Genomic DNA, 13,562 nt, shown 5'->3' with positions numbered 1-13,562 from the left:
ACTGAGCGGTGTAGTTTCTAGGTTGCATCAAAGCCGACGCCAAGTAAACTGCCGAGTGTAATTTCATCCCTTCTCTACTGAAGTCCGCTCATGACCGCTCCACAACGCCTCACCGATCGCAAACGCGAAGCCATCATCCAGGCGGCGATCGCCGAATTCCGTGCCCACGGGTTCGAAATCACCAGCATGGACAAGATCGCCGCCACGGCGGGGGTGTCGAAGCGGACGGTGTACAACCACTTTCCGAGCAAGGAAGAGCTGTTCGCCGAGATCCTTAATCAGTTGTGGGCGCGGATCATTGCCGAGCCGTCGGTGAGCTACGACCGCGAGCAACCGCTGCATGAGCAGCTGCGCCTGATGCTGCGAGAAAAAGTGCAGATGATGGCTGACGAGAATTTTCTCACCCTCGCCCGGGTGGCGATTGCCGCAACCATTCATTCCCCCGAACGTGCGCAGAACATGATCGAGCGCATGGGCGAGCGCGAGGAAGGCCTGACCGTCTGGATACGCGCAGCACAAGCCGACGGACGGCTCAAGCCGGTGGATCCAGAATTTGCCGCGCATCAAGTACAAGGTTTGCTCAAGGCATTCGCGTTCTGGCCGCAGATCTCGCTGGGTCGCGCGGCCCTTGATCCAGACGCGCAGAATGCAGTTGCCGAGTCGGCGCTGGAGATGTTCCTGGCACTGTATCAGCGGTGAATCACTGGCGCGGCGAGCCGCGTACAACTAATTTCGCAAAAAGTTATACAAACTCGTGAAAAATTCCTTTCTTGTACAACTTTATTAAGTTTTGTATAAGTAGCCATCTGCCAGTAACGGAACGCTGGCATTGAGCAGTCACCACCGAATGCCGTCTGTGCATTTCGGTCTGCCGGCGCAGGAATAGGGACTGAATCCTTTTGATTTTCCCCACTTCCGAGTATCGCAAGCATGTTCTTCAATCGCCAGAAAGCCGCCCTCGCTGAACTGCAACACACCGTTTTTGACCAAGCTGCAATGCTCGAAGCGATCGACCGTTCGATGGCGGTGATCGAGTTCGATCTTAATGGCGTGGTGTTGCGTGCCAATGACAACTTCCTCAAGACCATGGGTTACACGGCTGCCCAGGCGATCGGCCAGCCGCATCGGCATTTCTGCACACCGGAGTTCGGGCGCAGTGCCCAATACACTGAGCTGTGGACGCGCCTGAAAAACGGTCAGTTCCAGTCCGGCACCTTTGAACGGGTCGACAGCAAGGGCCAGCCGATCTGGCTCGAGGCCAGTTACAACCCGATCAAGGATGCGTCGGGACGGGTGATCAAAGTGGTCAAGTACGCGATGGATGTCACCGCCAAGGTGCAGCAGGAGAACGAGGCCAACGCCAAACTGCAGGCGATTGATCGCGCGATGGCGGTGATCGAGTTCGATCTCGACGGCAATATTCTTACCGCCAACCAGAATTTTCTCACGCGCATGGGTTACAGCCTCGCAGAGCTCAAGGGCCAGCATCACCGCCTGTTCTGCACGCCGGCGCTGGTCAACAGCGGCGCCTATCAGGATTTCTGGCGCCGCCTGAATCAGGGCGAGTTCTTCCACGGGCAGTTCGAGCGCGTGGATAAACGCGGTCAGATCGTCTGGCTGGAGGCCAACTACAACCCGGTCTACGACGCTTCGGGGCGTTTGTACAAAGTCGTGAAGTTCGCGTCTGACGTTACCGCCCGTGTCGAGCAACACGAGCAGGACGCGCGCAGTGCCAGCACCGCTTATCACATCTCGGTAGCGACGCGAAAAGTCGCCGAGCAAGGTACGCAGGTGATTCAACAGGCTGCCAGCGAAATGCGCGAAATCGCCGAAGACATCAGCCAGTCCTCAACGCTGATCGCACAACTGGGCGACCGCTCCGAGCAGATCACCGCCATCGTCAACACCATCCGCGCGATCGCCGATCAGACCAACCTGCTCGCCCTCAACGCCGCCATCGAAGCCGCGCGCGCCGGTGAACAGGGCCGCGGCTTTGCCGTGGTGGCCGATGAAGTACGGCAACTGGCGGCGCGCACCAGCGGTTCCACCGCGGAGATTTCCACCATGATCAGTCTGATCCAAAGCGAAACACGGCAGGCGATCAAGAGCATGCAAGGCACCCGCGACCGCGCCGCAGAAGGCGTGGAACTGGCCAATCAGGCCGGCACGGTGATTCTGCAGATTCGCGATGGCGCCAGTGAGGCGGTGGATGCGGTGAGCATGTTTGCCAATGAGCGGGTGCCGGGGTAATGGCGGTAGTCTCAGTCACCAGGTAAAACTCGGGATAGTGGGATGGCAATCACGCGATCTATAGTGACTGCCATCCTTCAGCAAGCGCAGGGAAATCCCATGGAAAATCGCGCCGTCCGCATCGCCCTGGTTGGCGATTACGACCCTCAGGTCACCGCCCACCAAGCGATTCCGGTTGCACTCGGCCTGGTCGCCGAACACCTGCAACGCACCGTGCAGTTCGAGTGGCTGGCCACTGAAGAGATCGGCACCGACACTGCGCTGACTCAATTCGATGGGTTCTGGTGTGTACCCGCCAGCCCTTATAAAAGTGAAGACGGTGCGCTACGCGCCATCCGCTTTGCCCGCGAGCAAGGGCGACCTTTCCTCGGCACCTGTGGCGGTTTTCAGCACGCAGTTCTGGAATATTCGCGCAATGTGCTGGGCTGGGCCGACGCCGAGCACGGGGAAACCTCGCCAGAATCCGAACGCGCTGTGCTCACGCCGCTGAGCTGCTCGCTGGTTGAAGCCATCGACGTCATTCACCTCCAGCCCGGCTCGTTGATCGCCAAGGCGTACGAAAAGTCTGAAATTGAAGAACGCTATCGCTGCCGCTACGGCGTGAATCCGCAGTTCGAACAGCATTTGATGAGCGATCAGCTACAAGCGGTAGGCCGTGATTCAGCGGGGGATCTGCGCGCTATCGAATTGAAAAAACATCCGTTTTTCCTCGCCACGCTGTTCCAGCCGGAACGCGCCGCACTAAAAGGAAAAATGCCACCGCTGGTTCGCGCATTTATCGAAGCCTGCGGATTGCCGGATTGAGCGTTATGCACTCGGCCAGTGAGGTTGGCGGCGCCCACAACGCCGCCTTCGCGAGCAGGCTCGCTCCCACATTGGATCTGTGGCGTTCAGAAAATCCCTGTGGGAGCGAGCCTGCTCGCGAAGAGGCCCGCAACCACACAGCAAAACTCAACCGCGCACCAGACTCCGCACCGCCACAATCTCCGGCACTTCAACCTTGCTCATGTAAACCCGCAACGGCTCAGTGATGTTGATGCGCTCGTCGATGTGTTGATCGAGCAGCAACTGAATCAATTCGCGCTTGAGGGTCATGGTGGTTTCCGACGCCCTCGCCCAGACGAATTCACTGGCCGGGATGATGCCGTCGTCGGCCACGTCCATGCCGAATGAATCTTCGCTGAAGCGCACGATGTACTGACCGGTCTTGCGGTTGAGGCCGACGAAGCCTTTGAGATCGTCGGCGGCCTGGCAGATGAGCTGGGAGGTGATGCGCATGGTAAACCTCACGAAAGATGATGATGGTTTACACGCAGGGCATCGCAGCGGCGCGCCCTCTGCCGGGGCGTCTGCCGAGGGCAAGCGTACTGCAAACAGCGCCACAAAAGTGCAGGAAATTTCCGTTTTGCTCGGTTTATGTCGGTCTGGCGATAGCCCTGCGGCGCGTCAATTGTTAAAAGGTACGTCTCGAAAAAAACCTGCGAAAGGAACTCGACCATGCCTGCCACTTTTACCCGAAGCGCTCTGGTGCTGAGTCTGTTGTTCGGCCTCGGTCAGGCGCATGCCGCCAGCCACCCGGAGCCCAAGGCAATCGCTGCCGCCCATGGCATTCCGCATCCGGCGGTGATCGCCCACCGTGGCGCGTCGTTCGATGCCCCGGAATCCACCGCTGCGGCCTACAAACTGGCCCGTGACCTCGGCGCCGATTACCTGGAAATGGATTTGCAGCGCAGCAAGGATGGCGTGCTCTTCGCCCTGCACGACGACAACCTGCAACGCACCACCGACGTCGCCAGCAAATTCCCTGAGCGCAAGGACAGCCCGGCCACCGCGTTCACCATGGCCGAACTGAAAACCCTCGATGCCGGCAGCTGGTTCAACAGCAAATATCCTGACCGCGCACGCCCCTCCTACGCCGGGCTGAAGATTCTTACCCTCGATGAAATCATCGACATCGCCCGCGCCAACCCGCAGCACAAGCCGGGCCTGTACATCGAAACCAAAGAGCCGCAGCTGTTTCCCGGCATCGAACATGACCTCAAGGAAAAACTGCAGGATCGCGGCTGGCTCAGTCCGGCCGGGTCGAAACTGGCGAAAAGTGCGCTCGGTGTCGGTCAGGGCAAAGGCAAGGTGATCCTGCAGACCTTCGATAAGAACAGCCTGCAATTACTGGAAAAGGAGATGCCGCAAGTGCCGAAGATCCTGCTGTTGTGGGTCGGCGAAGGCAGCATCGAGCCTAAATCCGCCGTGACGTTTGCCGCGTCCGGCGAGAAAGACAAAAACGTTTACTACGGCAAGCAGGAACCCAAGTCAGAAGCGGAATTCAAGCAATGGGTCGACTACGCCAAGGCCCAGGGCGCGATCGGCACTGGCCCTTCGGCGAAGCTGACTCAGGGTGGTGATCAGAGCTATTCCGACCTGGTGCAGCCATGGATGAATCAGTACACCCACGATCAGGGCATGCTGGTGCACGTTTATACGGTCGACGAGGCGGTGGACTACGAAAAAGTCATGGAAGCGGGTGTTGACGGCATCTTTACCAACCGCGCCAGTGAACTGTTGAAGTTTTACAAGCGTCCGGTTGTTGGCAGTGTTGATGAGGTTCTGAAGAAGAACGGTTTCTAAGTTGTTATCGAGTCGCCTGCTTCGCGAGCAGGCTCGCTCCCACAAAGAGCAGTTTTATCGCGAAGCAGAGATTTAAGGGTGAGTTAAGTTGCGCTGGTTAATCTGAACCCACTTACACAGATCAACCACTTCAACGCACTGCCAAGGAATGAACCGATGAAAACTTTGACTGCCCTGTTTACCGCCGCTGCCCTGACCCTCACCGCTGGCCTGGCTCAGGCTGATGTTCGCATCGACCAGATCCCGCAACTGGTCAAGGACGGCAAGATCAAGTCGCTGGAATCGATGAACGCCGAAGCACTGAAACTGCACCCGGGCGCAACGATTACCGACACCGACCTGGATAACCACTTCAATGGTTATGAGTATGAAGTTGAACTTAAAACCGCTGACGGCAAAGAGTTCGACGTGGACTTTGATGCCACCACCGGTAAAGTGCTCAGCGACAAGCAAGACACTTGATAGACCGCTGTTAAAGAGCCGCACGATTGAAAAATCGTGCGGCTTTTTCATGCCTGCCGTAAATCATGTGGGAGCGAGCCTGCTCGCGAAAGCGGAGTGTCAGCGACATCAATGTTGACTGTTCCACCGTTATCGCGAGCAGGCGAGGACCTACGAAAGTTGCCGGACGCTTGAACTCGCAATCAAGCACTCAACCGCGCCGTCACCTCATTCAACTGCCCCGACAATCCGTGCAGGTTCTGACTGGCACTTTCGGTGCGCTGCACGTTGTCCAGGTTGGTGCTGGCAATCGCGGTGATTTCAGTCAGGTTGCGCGAGATATCCTCGGCCACTGAAGTCTGCTCTTCAGCGGCCGTGGCGATCTGCCGGTTCATGTCGCGAATCGCCTCCACCGCCAAGGTGATGCGCTCCAGCATCGCGCCGGCCTGGGTCACCTGTTCGACGCTCTCATCGCTGCGCGCCTGGCCGCTCTCGATAGCCTGCGCGGCATCGACAGCGCCGGTCTGCACGTTCTGAATGATCTGGTTGATCTCGATGATCGACTCCGCCGTGCGCTGAGCGAGGTTGCGCACCTCATCGGCGACCACGGCAAAACCACGCCCGGCCTCACCCGCCCGCGCCGCTTCGATGGCTGCGTTGAGCGCCAGCAGGTTGGTCTGTTCGGCGATGCCACGAATCACTTCCAGCACCTTGCCGATACGACCGCTGTCGGTTTCCAGGCGACGGATCACCGTGGCGGTGTTGGCGATTTCGCCGCGCATCTGCGTGATCGAGTGAATGGTGGTCTGCATGACCTTTTCACCCTGCTGCGCCGACTGATCGGCATCGTCGGCAGCACGCGCGGCATCGGCGGCATGACGGGCGACTTCCTGGGCCGTGGCGGACATTTCATTCATCGCCGTGGCCACTTGATCAGTGCGGTTGAATTGCTCGCTGGTGCCGCCGGCCATCGTCGTGGCAATGGCATTCAACTCGCCGCTGGCGCTGTCCAGATCACCGGCGCTGCGTTGCAAGCGAGTGAAGGTGTCCGCGAGAAAATCGCGCAGAGTGTTCGCTGCGGCGGCGAGGTTGCCGAGTTCATCGCGACGCTCGCTGACAACACGTTCAGCCAACTGCCCACGGCTCAAGCGGGTGACGTAATCGATGAGGTTGCGGATCGGCTCGATCAGGTTGCGGCTGACCAGCCACAGGCTCAGCAGACCGATCAACAAGCCTGACGCGAGCATCACCAACAGCCCCAGCCACACGGTGCGCTCAGCGCTGGCACTGATCAACGCCGATTGCGCGGTGCCCTGCTCGCGCAGCTCGGCGACCAGTGCGCTCATCTGCTCGCTGGTGGCGCGATCGACGCCTTTGACCGCCGCGTCGCCGGCACTCGGATCACCACCGGCAGCGACGTAGGCATTGCGGCCTTTCTGGTAGGCCGCGCCCAACTGGCGATGCTCCTCGCGCAAACGTTCGATGCGGGATTTGAGATTGGCCTCGATGCCTTTCTGGCCGGCCAGTTCGCCGAGAATGTTCTGCACATCGCGCTGGCGCTCTTCGAACTGGCTCCAGTATTTCGCCAGATCCGCCGGTTGCTTGCCGCGCAGCAGGACGTTTTTCCATTCCTGCACCTGCACTTTGAATTGCAGGTTGGCTTCATCGATCAGTTGCGACGTGTGCAACGGACCGGCGATCAACTGGCTATAGCTTTGCACGCCGTTGGAGAGGAAATGAAAGCAGGCCAGCGCGATCAACAATATCGCCAGCAGACTGCCGCTCAGCAGGGCGAGAATTTGCGTTCTCAGGGATTTTTGCAGCATTGCAAGGTACTCGAAGCAGGGATGAGGCACGCCCGAGCGGACGTGAAAAATGGCCGGACTTCCCTGTCGACGTACCATGACCGAAAGCCAATGGCGCGCAACCTAACTCACCTGAGATCGGCGCGCCAGAGCGCTTCTTGAGAATCTTCCGACAGTCGGTAACGCGTTGATTTGCAGTCACTTTACTGTCACAAAACGGTCATGTTGGCTTGCGATGATGCCGCACAGGTGAACCTGAAAATCCCCCACCAGACACCCTCCTCGCAGCGAGCCGCCATGAACCACAGCCTCGATATCAGCCATCGCGCCCCGGACCTGTTTGGCTTGCTCTACGGCTTTCGCTTCCTGCCCGGGGAGCGCGGGCGCGAGATCGATTCGGCGACGGCTTTGCGCTGTTTGCAGGATGACGGTGACAGCGAAGAATTTCTCTGGCTGCACCTGAACCTGGCCCACGCCGCGTGCGAGCGCTGGATGAAAAGTCATCTGCAATTACCCGAGGAGTTTTTCGAGGCGTTGCACGAAGGTTCGCGTTCGACACGTATCGAGCATGTCGATTCGGCGCTGCTGGCGGTGGTCAACGATGTAGTGTTCAACCTCAGCAACATGGTCTCCTCCGACGTGTCGACGCTGTGGGTCTGCGTGCGCAGCAAACTGATCGTCAGCGCGCGCCTGCAACCGCTGCATTCGGTGGACAAGTTGCGCTCGTCGGTGAAGGCCGGCGAGTGCTTTCGCTCGCCCTCGGAACTGCTCGTGCATTTGCTGCGCGATCAGGGCGAAGTGCTGACGCAGATCGTGCGCAAGACCAGCCTGAATGTCGATCAGGTCGAAGACGAACTGCTCTCCTCGCGCCTGTCGACCAACCGCGCCGAACTTGGCGCCAACCGTCGCGTGCTGGTGCGTCTGCAACGGCTGTTGGCGCTGGAGCCGGGTTCGCTGCTGCGCCTGCTCAATCGTCCGCCGCCGTGGTTGCAGAAGGAGGACGTCAAGGAGTTGCGCAAATCCACCGAGGAGTTTGCGCTGATCATCAACGACCTCACCGCCCTCGGCGAACGGATCAAACTGTTGCAGGAAGAAATCGCCGCCAACCTCAACGAACAGAGCAACCGCACGCTGTTCACCCTCACGGTGGTGACGGTCCTGGCCTTGCCGATCAACATCATTGCCGGTTTTTTTGGGATGAATGTCGGCGGTGTGCCGCTGTCCCAAGACCCGCACGGATTTTGGGTGCTGGTCGCGCTGGTGGCGACGTTCACCGTGATTGCCGGGCGCTGGGCGTTTCGCAAGCGTGGCGATTACTGAGCGCAAAACGCAATGCCACCGTAGGGCAAATGTGGGAGCGAGCCTGCTCGCGAAGTCGGTGTGTCAGATAAATCAATGTTGAATGACATGGCGCTTTCGCGAGCAGGCTCGCTCCCACAGGGGCAATGTGCTCAATGTCAGAGTGTTGAACGAACAACATCGCCGAGCCAATCCATAAACACCCGCACCCGCAGCGGTAAATGCCGTTGCCGCGCGTACAGCAACGAAATCGCCATCGGCGGTGCGGTGTGTTGTGGCAGTACGGTCACCAGTTCGCCATTCTCCAGATGCGGCTGCATGCCGGTGCGCGGTACCTGCGTCAGGCCGAAGCCGCCCAGGCACGCCGCTTCATAGGCATCGGTGCTGTTGACCGTGACACTGCCGGCCATCGCCACGCGCCGCACCTCGCCGTTTTCCTCATAGACGAACCCCTCCGAACGCGAGCCCAGTACGCCGACGTAATGCACCAGCCGATGCTGCGCCAGATCCTCGATGGTCTGCGGCACGCCGTAACGTTGCAGGTAAGCCGGGCTGGCGCAATTGACCATCGGGAAGTCGCCGAGATGCCGAGCGACCACCGACTGATCCGGCTGCGCGCCGATGCGCAACACGCAGTCGAAACCCTCGCTGAGCAGATCGACGCGGCGGTCGGTGCTGCTGATTTCCATCTGCAGATTCGGGTGGCGATCCATGAATTCCGGCAGGCGCGGCATGATCAAGCGTCGCGCGAGGATGTTCGGCATATCGACGCGGATGCGCCCGGTCAGCGAAGCCTCGTCCTGACGGAACAGCCCTTCGATTTCATCCATGTGCGAGAGCAAGTCCTTGCTGCGCTCATACAGCACCAGTCCATCCTGAGTGGCCTGCACCTTGCGCGTGGTGCGCTGCAACAGCCGCGTGCCGAGCAAGGCTTCAAGTGCCTGCACCTGTTCGGACACGGTGGAGCGCGGCAGGCCGAGGCTTTCCCCGGCGAGAGTGAAACTCGACAGTTCGCTGACCCGGACGAAGGTCCGCAGCAGTTCCAGTTTGTTCATGACAAGCCCCAGTGATTGTTCGGCTGAGCCGATCAGTGATTCCGCTTTTGCCATGTTTATCACCTCAGGGCGGATAAATAAACTTCTTCCATCCCCAATCAATGCAATCGAGGAAGTCAGCATGAACCGCAAAATCGCACTGATCACTGGCGCCAGTCGTGGCCTCGGCCGCAGCGCCGCCCTGCACCTCGCCGCCCAAGGCATCGACATCATCGGCACCTACAACAGCCGCGCCGACGAGGCCCAGGCGTTGGTCACTGAATTGCAGGCGCTCGGCGCGAAAGCGGCGATGCTGCAACTGGACGTCGGCCGCAGCGAGAATTTCGCCGCGTTTGCCGAACAGGTTGAACAAGCACTGGAGGAGACTTTTCAGCGCCAGCGCTTTGACTTCCTTATCAACAATGCCGGGGTCGGCGTGCACGCGCTGTTCAGCGAGACCACGCCGGAGCAGTTCGATCTGCTGATGAACGTGCAGTTGAAAGGGCCGTTTTTCCTGACTCAGCAATTGCTGCCGCTGATCAATGACGGTGGGCGCATCGTCAATATTTCCAGCGGCCTGACCCGCTTCAGCCTGCCGGGTTACGGCGCTTACGCGGCGATGAAAGGCGCGATGGAAGTGCTGACGCGTTATCAGGCGAAAGAGCTAGGGGCGCGGCAGATTGGCGTGAACGTTCTGGCGCCGGGTGCGATTGAAACCGATTTTGGCGGTGGCACGGTGCGCGACAACAGTGCTGTCAACGCGATGGTCGCCAGCAACACTGCGCTGGGTCGTGTAGGGCTGCCGGATGATATTGGCGGTGCACTGGCGCTGCTGTTGTCGGAGGGCGGACAGTGGATCAACGGTCAGCGGGTCGAGGCATCCGGCGGCATGTTTCTCTGACCTCAACCAGCTGACTTTTCGTGGCGAGGGGATTCATCCCCGCTGGGCTGCGGAGCGGCCCCAAAATCAGGTCTGCTACGCAGCCCAGCGGGGATAAATCCCCTCGCCACAGGGCTACCTCAGCTTTCACATGTGCGGCGGGCCATGAAGCGCTCGCGCAGGACGTCATAACCCCAGTGGTAGACGTAGGTGTACGGCAGGAAGAACAGCAGCACGCCAATGTCGAGCAACAACGCCTGCCACAGGCTGACCGACAGCCACCAGGCAATCAGCGGCACACCCATCAAGATCAGCCCACCTTCGAACAGCAACGCATGCACTATACGGACCCAGGCGTTGTGCGGCAGATTCATCCGCGCCAATGCGCGGTCGAAAAAACGGTTGAAAACCACGTTCCACGCCAGCGCCAACAGCGCGATCAACACGGTCACCGCGCCCATGTCGAGCAACGGCTTTTGCATGATCCAGGCGAGCAGCGGTGTGCAGATCAGGATGGCGAGAAATTCGAAACCGATAGCCTGAAAAACACGTTCGGTGATGGACTTGTGGGCAGACATGGCCTGACTCCTTGTTTGACGATGGTTGCCATGATCCAACTGAAGACCGATACTTCATAACCAATAACCATCGATCAAGGCGATAGTTCATGGCTTCGCAGGAAGTGCTGTTGGCGTTTGTCCAAGCGGCGACGCAAGGCTCGTTTTCCGCGGCGGCACGCAAGTTGGGGCGCAGTCAGTCGACCATCAGCGCGGCGGTCGCCAGTCTCGAGATCGATCTGGACCTGCAGCTGTTCGACCGCAGCAGCCGCAAACCGACCCTCACCCCCGCCGGCCACGTGATGTTGCAAAAAGCCGAGGCGATTCTGGCCGCCACCAGTCGCTTGGAGATGAGCGCGCGGCAATTGGCCCAAGGTGTTGAACCGAAACTGACCGTGGCGATTTCCGACACTTATCAGTCCTATCGTTTCGAGGCGGCGCTGGTGGATTTCGAGCAGCGTTATCCGGAGCTTGAGCTGGAATGCCTGATTGCCGAATGCGAAGACCTGATCGAACTGGTCCAGCGCGGCCGAGCGCATCTGGCCTTCGCGGAAATGCAGGACAACTACCCGCCGGATCTGGTGACCTCCACTGTGGCCGAGCGCACGGAGATTGCCTTGTTCGTCAGTCGTGAGCATGCGTTGGCCAAGCTTGAGCATGTCGATCAGCAGATTCTCGAGCAACATCGCGAATTGCGGCTGGCGACCATCGTCAATCCCTACGACAGTCGCGGCAAAGGCCGGGTGTGGTCGGCGCCGAGTTACCTGATGCTGCTGGAAATGGCGGAAAAAGGCTTTGGCTGGGCACCGTTGCCGAGGTGGCTGGTGCAGCGTTATGCCAATGATTTGCTGATAGAGCTCGACGTGCGCGGCTGGCCGAAACCGGTGTTTGTCGATGCGTTGTGGTCGCGCTTGTATCCGCCGGGGCCGGCGGGGAGCTGGTTGCTCAGCAAGATGCTTGAATAAGCGGTGCTGCCATTCGCGAGCAGGCTCGCTCCCACACTTGAAATGCAATCACCTGTGGGAGCGAGCCTGCTCGCGAAAGGGCCAGCCGCACCGACGCAGCTTCCAGATCAACCCAGGTCCCTCAGTCGCCCCTCGATAAACCGCCGCTCCGGCTCCTGCCGCGTCAACTCCAGCGCCCGCTGATACGCTGCCCGCGCCTGCTCCACCCGACCCAACTGCCGGCAAAACTCCGCCCGCGCCGAATGGACCAAGTGGTAATCCTGCAACTCCCCACGCGCCAAAATCCCTTCTACCAACAACAACCCGGCCAACGCTCCATCCCGTTTGGCCACCGCCACCGCGCGGTTCAGCTCGATCACCGGCGACGGCACCGCGCGCAGCAATACGTCGTACAGACAGACAATCTGCTGCCAGTCCGTTTCCGCCGCCGACGGCGCTTCCGCATGCACCGCTGCAATCGCCGCTTGCAGGCAATATGGCCCGAAGCGTCGCGTACTCAGGGCGCGCTCGACCAGCGCGCAGCCTTCGGCCATCAGCCCGGCGTGCCACAACGAGCGATCCTGATCGTCGAGCAATACCAGTTCACCGCTCGGCGAAGTGCGCGCCGGTCGACGTGATTCGTGCAGCAGCATCAGCGCCAGCAGGCCCATGACTTCCGGCTCCGGCAGCAACTCCATCAACAAGCGCCCCAGCCGAATCGCTTCGCGCGTCAGATCCTCGCGGGTCAGCTCGGCACCGACCGAGGCCGAATAGCCTTCGTTGAACACCAGATAAATCACCCGCAGCACGCTGTCGAGGCGCTCGGGTAATTCGTTCAGCGTGGGCACTTGATAAGGGATTTTCGCGTCGCGGATCTTCGCCTTGGCGCGGACGATGCGCTGGGCAATCGCCGCCGGCGCCGAGAGAAAAGCACGGGCGATTTCCTCGGTGGTGAGGTCGCAGACTTCGCGCAAGGTCAGCGGCACTTGCGCATCTGCCGCCAGGGCCGGGTGGCAGCAGGTGAAGATCAGCCGCAAGCGATCGTCTTCCACGTCTTCGCCACTCCAGTCAGCCTGTTCGAGTTCATCGAGTTGTGCCAGCAGCAACGGTTGCGACGCCTTGAACCGCGCGCGCCGGCGCAGCACATCGATGGCTTTGAAACGTCCGGTGGAGACCAGCCAGGTGCGCGGGTTGTCCGGCACGCCATCGCGCTGCCAGCGCTCGACCGCGACGAAGAACGCCTCGTGCAAGGCTTCTTCGGCGAGGTCGAAATCACCGAGCAGGCGGATCAGCGTGGCCAGAATCCGCCGCGAATCCTCGCGGTAGACCTGCTCGACCCGCGCCCTGACGTCAGACATTCAACTGCCGCACCGGACGTACCTCAACGCTGCCGACCCGCGCTGCCGGAATGTTGCCGGCGACCTGAATCGCTTCGTTGAGATCCTTGGCATCGATCAGGTAAAAACCGGCCAGTTGCTCCTTGGTTTCAGCGAAAGGCCCGTCGGTGATCGACAACTTGCCATTACGCATCCGTACGGTGGTGGCGGTTTCTACCGACTCCAGCGCTTCGGCGGCGATCATCCGCCCGCTGCCCTGAATCGACTCGGCGTAGGCCCAGCATTCGGCGTCTTCCGGGCTGTCCGGCGAGGTGTGCAGCAAGCGTTCATCGCTGTAGACCAGGCATAGGTATTTCATGGCGATCTCCTGATTCGAACGGATCAACTATG

General features: G+C 60.0%; 14 protein-coding genes. 8 read left to right on the top strand and 6 right to left on the bottom strand.

Annotated elements, in window-relative coordinates; genetic code table 11:
* Positions 1 to 90 precede the first annotated feature (90 nt).
* The 3 genes from AC0IXA_RS13910 (at position 91) to AC0IXA_RS13900 (ending at position 3,054) form a co-directional block, all read left to right on the top strand.
* On the top strand, positions 91 to 699 hold the full coding sequence (locus AC0IXA_RS13910; RefSeq protein WP_016773570.1) for a TetR/AcrR family transcriptional regulator: 609 nt from the start codon (positions 91 to 93) through the stop codon (positions 697 to 699).
* Between the two features lie 231 nt (positions 700 to 930).
* Complete coding sequence (locus AC0IXA_RS13905) at positions 931 to 2,250, top strand: methyl-accepting chemotaxis protein (RefSeq protein WP_366300506.1); 1,320 nt, start codon at positions 931 to 933, stop codon at positions 2,248 to 2,250.
* Positions 2,251 to 2,349: 99 nt separating this feature from the next.
* Positions 2,350 to 3,054 carry a CTP synthase C-terminal region-related (seleno)protein gene (locus tag AC0IXA_RS13900; protein ID WP_471813495.1) on the top strand — a complete coding sequence of 235 codons (705 nt, stop codon included), beginning with the start codon at positions 2,350 to 2,352 and terminating at the stop codon, positions 3,052 to 3,054.
* A gap of 147 nt (positions 3,055 to 3,201) precedes the next feature.
* Here AC0IXA_RS13900 and AC0IXA_RS13895 read toward each other — a convergent pair whose 3' ends face one another.
* The gene (locus tag AC0IXA_RS13895; RefSeq protein ID WP_471813493.1) at positions 3,202 to 3,528 is read right to left on the bottom strand and encodes a DUF2025 family protein; all 327 of its coding nucleotides are present in this window, start codon (positions 3,526 to 3,528) and stop codon (positions 3,202 to 3,204) included.
* 219 nt (positions 3,529 to 3,747) lie between these two features.
* Here AC0IXA_RS13895 and AC0IXA_RS13890 point away from each other — a divergent pair, with 219 nt between their 5' ends.
* Positions 3,748 to 4,875 carry a glycerophosphodiester phosphodiesterase gene (locus tag AC0IXA_RS13890; RefSeq protein WP_471813491.1) on the top strand — a complete coding sequence of 376 codons (1,128 nt, stop codon included), beginning with the start codon at positions 3,748 to 3,750 and terminating at the stop codon, positions 4,873 to 4,875.
* Positions 4,876 to 5,031: 156 nt separating this feature from the next.
* Positions 5,032 to 5,337, top strand: a complete 306-nt coding sequence (locus AC0IXA_RS13885; RefSeq protein ID WP_016773566.1) for a PepSY domain-containing protein — start codon at positions 5,032 to 5,034, stop codon at positions 5,335 to 5,337.
* 182 nt (positions 5,338 to 5,519) lie between these two features.
* Here AC0IXA_RS13885 and AC0IXA_RS13880 read toward each other — a convergent pair whose 3' ends face one another.
* Positions 5,520 to 7,142, bottom strand: a complete 1,623-nt coding sequence (locus tag AC0IXA_RS13880) for a methyl-accepting chemotaxis protein (RefSeq protein WP_471813489.1) — start codon at positions 7,140 to 7,142, stop codon at positions 5,520 to 5,522.
* A 276-nt stretch (positions 7,143 to 7,418) separates the two neighbouring features.
* Here AC0IXA_RS13880 and AC0IXA_RS13875 point away from each other — a divergent pair, with 276 nt between their 5' ends.
* On the top strand, positions 7,419 to 8,441 hold the full coding sequence (locus tag AC0IXA_RS13875; protein ID WP_471813487.1) for a transporter: 1,023 nt from the start codon (positions 7,419 to 7,421) through the stop codon (positions 8,439 to 8,441).
* A 137-nt stretch (positions 8,442 to 8,578) separates the two neighbouring features.
* On the opposite strand, the gene AC0IXA_RS13870 is transcribed toward AC0IXA_RS13875, so the two are convergent.
* Entirely contained in the window at positions 8,579 to 9,475 is an 897-nt protein-coding gene (locus tag AC0IXA_RS13870) for a LysR family transcriptional regulator (RefSeq protein ID WP_024014036.1), read from the bottom strand.
* 121 nt (positions 9,476 to 9,596) lie between these two features.
* Here AC0IXA_RS13870 and AC0IXA_RS13865 point away from each other — a divergent pair, with 121 nt between their 5' ends.
* The gene (locus tag AC0IXA_RS13865; protein ID WP_471813485.1) at positions 9,597 to 10,355 is read left to right on the top strand and encodes an SDR family NAD(P)-dependent oxidoreductase; all 759 of its coding nucleotides are present in this window, start codon (positions 9,597 to 9,599) and stop codon (positions 10,353 to 10,355) included.
* Between the two features lie 119 nt (positions 10,356 to 10,474).
* Here AC0IXA_RS13865 and AC0IXA_RS13860 read toward each other — a convergent pair whose 3' ends face one another.
* Complete coding sequence (locus AC0IXA_RS13860) at positions 10,475 to 10,912, bottom strand: multidrug/biocide efflux PACE transporter (protein ID WP_471813483.1); 438 nt, start codon at positions 10,910 to 10,912, stop codon at positions 10,475 to 10,477.
* A gap of 89 nt (positions 10,913 to 11,001) precedes the next feature.
* Between AC0IXA_RS13860 and AC0IXA_RS13855 the strand changes: the two genes are divergently transcribed.
* A complete protein-coding gene (locus AC0IXA_RS13855; RefSeq protein ID WP_073472068.1) occupies positions 11,002 to 11,856 on the top strand; it encodes a LysR family transcriptional regulator in 855 nt (284 codons plus the stop codon).
* A 107-nt stretch (positions 11,857 to 11,963) separates the two neighbouring features.
* On the opposite strand, the gene AC0IXA_RS13850 is transcribed toward AC0IXA_RS13855, so the two are convergent.
* Both AC0IXA_RS13850 and AC0IXA_RS13845 read right to left on the bottom strand, forming a co-directional pair.
* A complete protein-coding gene (locus AC0IXA_RS13850; protein WP_471813481.1) occupies positions 11,964 to 13,193 on the bottom strand; it encodes an RNA polymerase sigma factor in 1,230 nt (409 codons plus the stop codon).
* Positions 13,186 to 13,530 carry a YciI family protein gene (locus AC0IXA_RS13845; RefSeq protein WP_024014039.1) on the bottom strand — a complete coding sequence of 115 codons (345 nt, stop codon included), beginning with the start codon at positions 13,528 to 13,530 and terminating at the stop codon, positions 13,186 to 13,188. Before AC0IXA_RS13845 ends, AC0IXA_RS13850 begins: the two co-directional genes overlap by 8 nt.
* Positions 13,531 to 13,562 lie beyond the last annotated feature (32 nt).

This window comes from Pseudomonas sp. AC083 (assembly GCF_979253165.1).
Note: the sequence above shows the minus strand (reverse complement) of the source record. Positions and strands in the feature narration are given on the sequence as shown.

Bases quoted from the DNA above. Each gene is read 5' to 3' on its own strand.
- AC0IXA_RS13910 (WP_016773570.1), top strand. From the start codon at position 91: ATGACCGCTCCACAACGCCTCACCGATCGCAAACGCGAAGCCATCATC.
- AC0IXA_RS13905 (WP_366300506.1), top strand. From the start codon at position 931: ATGTTCTTCAATCGCCAGAAAGCCGCCCTCGCTGAACTGCAACACACC.
- AC0IXA_RS13900 (WP_471813495.1), top strand. From the start codon at position 2,350: ATGGAAAATCGCGCCGTCCGCATCGCCCTGGTTGGCGATTACGACCCT.
- AC0IXA_RS13895 (WP_471813493.1), bottom strand. From the start codon at position 3,528: ATGCGCATCACCTCCCAGCTCATCTGCCAGGCCGCCGACGATCTCAAA.
- AC0IXA_RS13890 (WP_471813491.1), top strand. From the start codon at position 3,748: ATGCCTGCCACTTTTACCCGAAGCGCTCTGGTGCTGAGTCTGTTGTTC.
- AC0IXA_RS13885 (WP_016773566.1), top strand. From the start codon at position 5,032: ATGAAAACTTTGACTGCCCTGTTTACCGCCGCTGCCCTGACCCTCACC.
- AC0IXA_RS13880 (WP_471813489.1), bottom strand. From the start codon at position 7,142: ATGCTGCAAAAATCCCTGAGAACGCAAATTCTCGCCCTGCTGAGCGGC.
- AC0IXA_RS13875 (WP_471813487.1), top strand. From the start codon at position 7,419: ATGAACCACAGCCTCGATATCAGCCATCGCGCCCCGGACCTGTTTGGC.
- AC0IXA_RS13870 (WP_024014036.1), bottom strand. From the start codon at position 9,475: ATGAACAAACTGGAACTGCTGCGGACCTTCGTCCGGGTCAGCGAACTG.
- AC0IXA_RS13865 (WP_471813485.1), top strand. From the start codon at position 9,597: ATGAACCGCAAAATCGCACTGATCACTGGCGCCAGTCGTGGCCTCGGC.
- AC0IXA_RS13860 (WP_471813483.1), bottom strand. From the start codon at position 10,912: ATGTCTGCCCACAAGTCCATCACCGAACGTGTTTTTCAGGCTATCGGT.
- AC0IXA_RS13855 (WP_073472068.1), top strand. From the start codon at position 11,002: ATGGCTTCGCAGGAAGTGCTGTTGGCGTTTGTCCAAGCGGCGACGCAA.
- AC0IXA_RS13850 (WP_471813481.1), bottom strand. From the start codon at position 13,193: ATGTCTGACGTCAGGGCGCGGGTCGAGCAGGTCTACCGCGAGGATTCG.
- AC0IXA_RS13845 (WP_024014039.1), bottom strand. From the start codon at position 13,530: ATGAAATACCTATGCCTGGTCTACAGCGATGAACGCTTGCTGCACACC.